Source organism: Tannerella sp. (genome assembly GCF_030528505.1).
Taxonomy (GTDB): Bacteria; Bacteroidota; Bacteroidia; order Bacteroidales; family Tannerellaceae; genus Tannerella.
On record NZ_JAUMYS010000018.1, the window covers coordinates 37857 to 44727 of the forward strand.

General features: G+C 49.3%; 6 protein-coding genes and 1 tRNA gene. 5 read left to right on the top strand and 2 right to left on the bottom strand.

Annotated elements, in window-relative coordinates:
• Positions 1 to 5: 5 nt before the first annotated feature.
• Together Q4A89_RS04320 and Q4A89_RS04325 are read left to right on the top strand one after the other, a co-directional pair.
• The gene (locus tag Q4A89_RS04320; RefSeq protein WP_303184020.1) at positions 6 to 527 is read left to right on the top strand and encodes a gamma carbonic anhydrase family protein; all 522 of its coding nucleotides are present in this window, start codon (positions 6 to 8) and stop codon (positions 525 to 527) included.
• Entirely contained in the window at positions 527 to 1660 is a 1134-nt protein-coding gene (locus tag Q4A89_RS04325; protein WP_303184021.1) for a CapA family protein, read from the top strand. Before Q4A89_RS04320 ends, Q4A89_RS04325 begins: the two co-directional genes overlap by 1 nt.
• 149 nt (positions 1661 to 1809) lie before the next feature.
• On the opposite strand, the gene Q4A89_RS04330 is transcribed toward Q4A89_RS04325, so the two are convergent.
• Positions 1810 to 3063, bottom strand: a complete 1254-nt coding sequence (locus tag Q4A89_RS04330) for a 3-deoxy-D-manno-octulosonic acid transferase (RefSeq protein WP_303184022.1) — start codon at positions 3061 to 3063, stop codon at positions 1810 to 1812.
• Positions 3063 to 4583: a glutamate--tRNA ligase gene (gltX, locus tag Q4A89_RS04335; protein WP_303184023.1), complete on the bottom strand. Its 1521-nt coding sequence runs from the start codon at positions 4581 to 4583 to the stop codon at positions 3063 to 3065. Before gltX ends, Q4A89_RS04330 begins: the two co-directional genes overlap by 1 nt.
• 239 nt (positions 4584 to 4822) lie before the next feature.
• On the opposite strand from gltX, the gene recO reads away from it, so the two are divergent.
• From recO to Q4A89_RS04350, 3 genes are all read left to right on the top strand, one after another.
• Positions 4823 to 5551, top strand: coding sequence for a DNA repair protein RecO (gene recO, locus Q4A89_RS04340; RefSeq protein ID WP_303184024.1), 729 nt, complete (start codon positions 4823 to 4825; stop codon positions 5549 to 5551).
• A gap of 143 nt (positions 5552 to 5694) precedes the next feature.
• Positions 5695 to 6279: a superoxide dismutase gene (locus Q4A89_RS04345; RefSeq protein ID WP_303184025.1), complete on the top strand. Its 585-nt coding sequence runs from the start codon at positions 5695 to 5697 to the stop codon at positions 6277 to 6279.
• A 62-nt stretch (positions 6280 to 6341) separates the two neighbouring features.
• Positions 6342 to 6413, top strand: a tRNA-Arg gene (locus tag Q4A89_RS04350).
• The last annotated feature ends 458 nt before the right edge of the window (positions 6414 to 6871 follow it).

The window sequence follows — 6871 nt, forward strand, 5'->3', positions numbered from 1 at the left end:
AACAAATGGCACTTGTAAAATCAGTTCGGGGTTTTGTACCCTCTATCGGGAAGGACACTTTTCTGGCAGATAATGCAACCATTATCGGAGATGTGGTGATTGGTGAAGGATGCAGCATCTGGTTCGGTGCGATATTACGCGGCGATGTCAACTCGATCCGTATCGGGAACGGGGTCAACATACAAGATGGTTCGGTACTTCATACTTTATATGAAAAGTCGACGATCGAGATTGGCGACAATGTGTCGGTCGGGCATAATGTTACGATTCACGGAGCCAAGATATGCGACGGGGCACTGATCGGGATGGGAGCCGTAGTGCTCGATCACGCGGTGATCGGCGAAGGAGCCATCGTGGCGGCGGGATCGGTCGTACTAAGCAACACGCAGGTAGAGCCGGGCAGCATCTACGCCGGAGCCCCCGCGAAGTTCGTAAAGAAAGTAGATCCGGAGCAATCGAAAGAGATCAATCAAAAGATCGCACGGAATTATCACATGTACGCTTCATGGTATAAATCGGAAGATTGATGCATTTTCTCTCCAAAAGCATACTGATTCCGGCACTTACATTGGCCACAGCCGTTACCGGCTATGTGGCATGGTGCACATTGAATCAGGAGAAAAACCATGCATCGCCCGACGGCGTAGTACAACAGGTCGATGAACCGCAACAGGCAAGACTCGTCTTTGCCGGCGATCTGATGCAGCACATGCCACAAGTTCGCGCCGCCCGTCGGCCGGACGGAACCTTCGACTACTCGGAGACGTTTCGTTACGTCAAACCGATCTTCGAAGAAGCAGACTTCGCCATGCTGAATTTCGAAACGACGCTCACGCCCACGTCGCGTTATACGGGCTATCCGATGTTTCGTTCTCCGGCACAACTGGCGGACGCGATTCGCCATATCGGTATCGACGCCGTGGTGATGGCCAATAATCATATTTGTGACAACGGGCGAACAGGAATCGAGTACATGACGGCACGTTTCGACTCGCTGGGTATCGTTCATACCGGCGCGTTCATTGACAGTACGCGATATCGTATGAATCACCCGTTGCGTTTCGAGGTCAAAGGAATCCGGTTTGCGCTGCTCAACTATACGTACGACACGAATGGGGTTCCCATCCCTAAGGGAACGATCGTAAACCTGATCGACACGACAGCTATCCAAAACGATTTAAAGCGGATCGACCGCTCCGAAACGGATTGCATCATCGTATTCTTTCACTGGGGCGACGAGTACGTACGAAAGCCCAATCATACTCAACGGAAGCTGGCGGAGCTATGTCATCGCTACGGGACGGAAATCGTGATGGGCAGCCATCCGCACGTGATTCAGCCTTTCGAGGCCGGATACGATACGGACAGCATCGTCCGCTCCGTGACAGTCTACTCGCTGGGCAACTTCGTATCAAATCAGCGCGACCGATACAAAAACGGCGGACTGATCGTTACGCTCGACGTAGAAAAGAAAAACGAACAAATCGAGATTTGTCCGTACTATACACCGGTATGGGTGGCTATGCCGAACTATCGCATTCTACCGCCCTCAGTGGCCGATACGCTTCCGCTACCGTCCGGACAACGGGAAAGTTACCGCCAGTTTATTCGGGACACCCGTACCCTGCTCGACAACGACCGGATATTCAAAGAGAGATAGGGACTCGTTTTTGAAAAGCATACGACAGTGTTCTCACCATTTATACGTATCGGTTCCCAATCCGATGCTTATCGCTTTTAGATCCGATGCCTATCGGATTTTTTTCGATGCCTATCGGTTTTTCAGGTTTACCGTCTTCGTCTATCGAATCAGTTAGCATGAGTCTTTAAAGATACATTCATCTCCTGAAGAATCCGATCGGTTACCCCGCTGTTGCGCTGCACATAATCACCGACGATTCGTCCGGACTCCGCACGCTGTTCCGGCTTGCCGATAAATGCATCCATGCGGGCTATAAATGCGGCTTCATCCTGTAAGGAGAATCCGCCACCGCAGGCAATCAGCTCATGCGCTTCGCGAAATTTCTGATATTTGGGCCCGAACAGTACCGGAATGCCGTAAACAGCGGCTTCGAGCGTGTTGTGAATCCCTTTTCCGAACCCCCCCCCCACATAAGCCACATCTCCGTAACGATAAATGGACGAGAGCAAACCGAAACTGTCGATAATCAGACAGTCCTTACCGGCTACCGGCTGATCATTCGTCTCAGAAAGACGGATGGAAGGACGATGAAGGAGCGATTCGATATACAGCAAATGCTCCCGCGGGATTTCATGCGGCGCAATGATCAATTTCACTTCCGGATGCGTATTAAAATACGGAATGATGATCGACTCATCTTCGGGCCACGAACTGCCTGCGACCAGAATCAGCGAAGTCCCGTCTCCTACAAAATCTTTCACCGCGGGAAGTTCGCGTGCCTGCCGTTGCACGGCCAGCACCCGGTCGAAACGCGTATCTCCGCACACCTGAACGTTCGTAATCCCGAACTCCGCCAGCAGACTTCGCGACGCTTCGTCCTGCACGAACAGACGCTCAAAACAGGTAAGCGCTTTCCGGTACCAGCTTCCGTACCACCTGAAAAATAGTTGTTCACGCCGAAAGATACCGGAAACGAGGTACGTCGGAATGTTTCTTTTTTTCAACTCCGTCAGGTAATTCAGCCAGAACTCGTATTTGATAAAGACCGCCACCGCCGGATTGGCCAGATGTAAGAACTTTCTCACCTTATACGGCGTATCGAAAGGCAAATAACAAATCACATCCGCCCCGTCGTAATTCTTACGCACTTCGTAGCCGGACGGCGAAAAGAACGTCAACAGAATTTTATAGTCGGGATAGCGCTTTCGAATCGCCTCCATCAAAGGACGCCCCTGCTCAAACTCACCGAGCGACGCGGCATGAAACCAAATATATCGGGCATTCCGGTCGATCTTTTTCCGCAGGATGCCGTTCGTATGCCACTGCCCCACGCGCGTCATCCGCGCCTTACGGTGGAAGAACGAAGACAATTCGACGGCAAACGCATACAGATGCAATGCCAGTGTGTAAACGTGACGCATCAACCTAATACTTCTATCGCCCGGCCGATTCTCCGAATCGTCTCTTCCTTTCCGATCGCTTCGGTGATATGAAACACTTGCGGCCCGATGCCTTGCCCCACAAGCGCCAGACGCGCGGCATTCATGATATTCCCGAGATTGTACCCTTTCTCGGCAATCCATGCTTTCACATATTCTTCGGTACCCGCTACATCGAACGGCTCGCGACGGCGTAACACCTCGATCAATTCCGTCAACTGCGCCGCACTGTCTTCCTTCCAGCGTTTCTTGCGCGTTTTCTCGTCGTACGTCTCCGGCGCGACAAAGAAATAATACGTCTGTTCCCACAGTTCGGGCACGAAACTCACGCGCTCTTTCATCAGTCCGACGACTTTTTCGACATAAGCCTCATCCGTACCGACAACGCCATGCTCTTCGAGAACCGGCCGAAACATGACGGCAATATCTCTGTCGCTACGTTTACGGATATATTGGTGATTGAACCATTTGCCCTTCTCGTAGTCGAACTTCGCACCGCTCTTGCTGCAATGAGCCAGATCGAAAAGCGAAATCAGTTCGTCCATCGCCATCAGTTCGCGATCATCTCCGGGATTCCATCCGAGCAACGCCAGAAAATTGATTACGGCCTCAGGCAGATAACCGCTCTCGCGATACCCCGATGACACTTCGCCGGTCTTCGGATCACGCCATTCGAGCGGAAAGACGGGAAAACCCAAACGATCTCCGTCGCGCTTGCTCAACTTGCCGCCACCTTCGGGTTTAAGGAGCAAGGGCAGATGCGCAAAGCAAGGCATCGTATCGGTCCAGCCGAGATAACGATAAAGCAGGACATGCAACGGAGCGCTCGAGAGCCACTCTTCCCCACGAATCACATGGGTAATCTCCATCAAATGGTCATCCACAATATTAGCCAGATGATACGTCGGCAAATGATCGGCCGATTTATAAAGCACCTTATCGTCAAGGATGGAGGTATTGATCACGACTTCGCCACGTATCAGATCGTTCACATGGATGTCTTCGCCCGGTTCGATTTTCGTACGGACCACATAGCGATGTCCTGCATCGATCAGCGACTTCACCTCATCGGCCGAAAGCGTCAAAGAATTGCGCATCTGCATCCGCGTCGAAGCGTCGTACTGAAAATTCGGAATCTCCTTTCGCTTGGCTTCCAGTTCTTCGGGCGTATCGAAAGCAATGTAAGCGAGTCCCGCATCCAGCAAACGGTCTACATATTGTTTGTAGATTTCCTTCCGTTCGCTCTGACGGTAAGGGCCATACTTTCCTCCATAGCCCACACCCTCATCGAAAGGAAGGCCAAGCCATTGAAACGACTCGATGATATATTCTTCCGCGCCCGGCACAAATCGCTGTGTATCCGTATCCTCGATACGAAGAATCATCTCACCGCCATGCTGTTTGGCAAACAAATAATTATACAAGGCTGTACGTACACCGCCGATATGAAGCGGCCCTGTAGGACTGGGTGCAAAACGCACTCTTACTTTTCGTTCCGACATATATTTAGACGAATTTGAATACTTATTACGAATGCGCAAAAGTAAGCAATTTCCGCATAATGCCGTCATATCGGAAAGAGTATTTGCCCGCCAAGTCCATAAAGAGAGTTCAATACATTCATATAGAGGCGTCCGATCATTGTCATATCCTAAAAAAGGTTGACACTATATTGATACTCTGCCTCACATTTCCCTGAAGCCGACATCCACATCCGTTTTTTTACTATTTTTGCATCGGGATGCTGCATAAAACAAAGGGAATTGTATTACATACCCTTCCGTACAACGACAAATACATTATAATAAATATGTATACGGAAGAATTCGGGCGTATTTCTTACATGGTGACGAACTCGCGCCGTAAGAAGGCAAAGATTCCGCATGCTTTCCTGATGCCTCTTTCCGTCCTCGATATGGAAGTGGAACATCTGAACAACAGAGATATCCAACGCATCCATGAAGCCCGCCCGGCCTTTCTGGCGATGCAGCTCCATCAGCATCCTGTAAAGAACGCCGAAGCCTTGTTTCTGTCCGAAGTCCTCTACCGGGTCATTCAGGAAAAGGAAGCGAACAAGCCCCTGTTCAACTACCTGTACCACGCCATCCGTTGGCTCGAAATCGCCGACGAAGGCATCGCCAACTTCCACCTCGCATTTCTCTTCCGGCTATCGAACTATCTCGGTATCCATCCCAATAAAGAATGGTATGCCGAAGGGCAATATTTCGATATGCTGAACGGTTCGTTTTCGGACACTCTTCCCGAACACAATCATTATTTAGACAGGGACGAGAGCCTCGTCTTTGCCCGTTTGTTAAAAATGAATTTCCAAAATATGTCGGTGTTCTCTTTTTCCCGAACAGAGCGCACCCGTATCATCCGACATATTCTTGATTACTACCGTCTTCATTTGTCCGATTTCCCGGAGATAAAATCGCTCGAAGTGATGCAAGCCCTTTTTAACCAATAAAAAACATTAAACCCTTCAAAGATATTCAAGCGAGCATTTGCATTTTTATCCGAAAGCAAGTATCTTTGTAACGACTTATAAAATTCACTTGTATGAAAGCGATTTTATCAACATTAATTTTTACATTTTTAAGCATTACACTTATGAGTTTTGAAACACCAAAGCTTCCCTATGCACAGAATGCATTGGAACCTGTAATCAGCCAGCAGACGATCGAATATCATTACGGTAAACATTTACAGAACTATGTAAATACATTGAACAAACTTGTAGTAGGTACGGAATACGAAGGAAAAAGCATCGTAGAGATTGTTCAAACAGCTCCCGACGGTGCCATTTTCAACAATGCCGGTCAAGCGCTGAATCATGAGATTTACTTCCTGCAGTTCAAGCCTCAGACAGAGCATAACGCTCCGAAAGGCAAACTTGCTGAAGCCATCAATCGCGATTTCGGCAGCTTCGAGGCCTTCCAAAAGAAGTTTACGGAAGCATCCTTAACCTTGTTCGGATCGGGATGGTCTTTCTTATCCATCGACAAAGAAGGTAAATTAGTGATCACACAGGAAGCCAACGGCGCCAATCCGGTACGGAGAGGATACACACCGATCTTCGGTATCGACGTGTGGGAACACGCTTACTACCTGGATTACCAGAACAGACGTGCCGACCATATCGAAGCGGTATGGAGCATCATCGACTGGGAAGTGGTAGAGAGCAGAATGAAATAAAGAAAGGTCGCATCGGAAGAGACCGCCGGCCGACCGCTTGAACCGTCGGCCGGTCTTTTAATGGTTCTGTAGTTCAATGGATAGAACGGAAGTTTCCTAAACTTTAAATCCGGGTTCGATTCCCGGCGGGACTACACTCTCAGAGGTTGCAGAGGAACAAAACAAGTGAAACCTCGACCAAACAAAATCATACGGCGGTGTGTCATAACGGGCAAACTGCTTCGTTGTTTGCGGAATGAGAGCTCGGTCACATCCCTTAGTATGCTCCCTCACCCTCATCCTTAGCGCCTTGCTTTTTACCCATTCTTACACACCTAAAGAGGGGGTGCCCAAACATTGCATTTTGACACACCCTCTTTTTTATCCCGGATTCCGCAATAGAACAAATAAGAATGAATTTCATTCAGGCTTTCAGCCCTCTGAATAGGGTGCGGACATCGATACCCCACCCTTGCAGGATGGGGCTGAACTAATTCGGGCTTTCAGCCCTTGGATGCCCTTCGGGGGGTGAGTTGTTGAAATGTTGATTTTGTTGGCTGTCATGTCCTGAAAAAAGTTGACAGAAAAATATCGGACAAAATGACAAAAAGAG

Bases quoted from the DNA above. Each gene is read 5' to 3' on its own strand.
- Q4A89_RS04345 (WP_303184025.1), top strand. From the start codon at position 5,695: ATGAGTTTTGAAACACCAAAGCTTCCCTATGCACAGAATGCATTGGAA.
- Q4A89_RS04325 (WP_303184021.1), top strand. From the start codon at position 527: ATGCATTTTCTCTCCAAAAGCATACTGATTCCGGCACTTACATTGGCC.
- Q4A89_RS04320 (WP_303184020.1), top strand. From the start codon at position 6: ATGGCACTTGTAAAATCAGTTCGGGGTTTTGTACCCTCTATCGGGAAG.
- gltX (WP_303184023.1), bottom strand. From the start codon at position 4,583: ATGTCGGAACGAAAAGTAAGAGTGCGTTTTGCACCCAGTCCTACAGGG.
- recO (WP_303184024.1), top strand. From the start codon at position 4,823: ATGCTGCATAAAACAAAGGGAATTGTATTACATACCCTTCCGTACAAC.
- Q4A89_RS04330 (WP_303184022.1), bottom strand. From the start codon at position 3,063: ATGCGTCACGTTTACACACTGGCATTGCATCTGTATGCGTTTGCCGTC.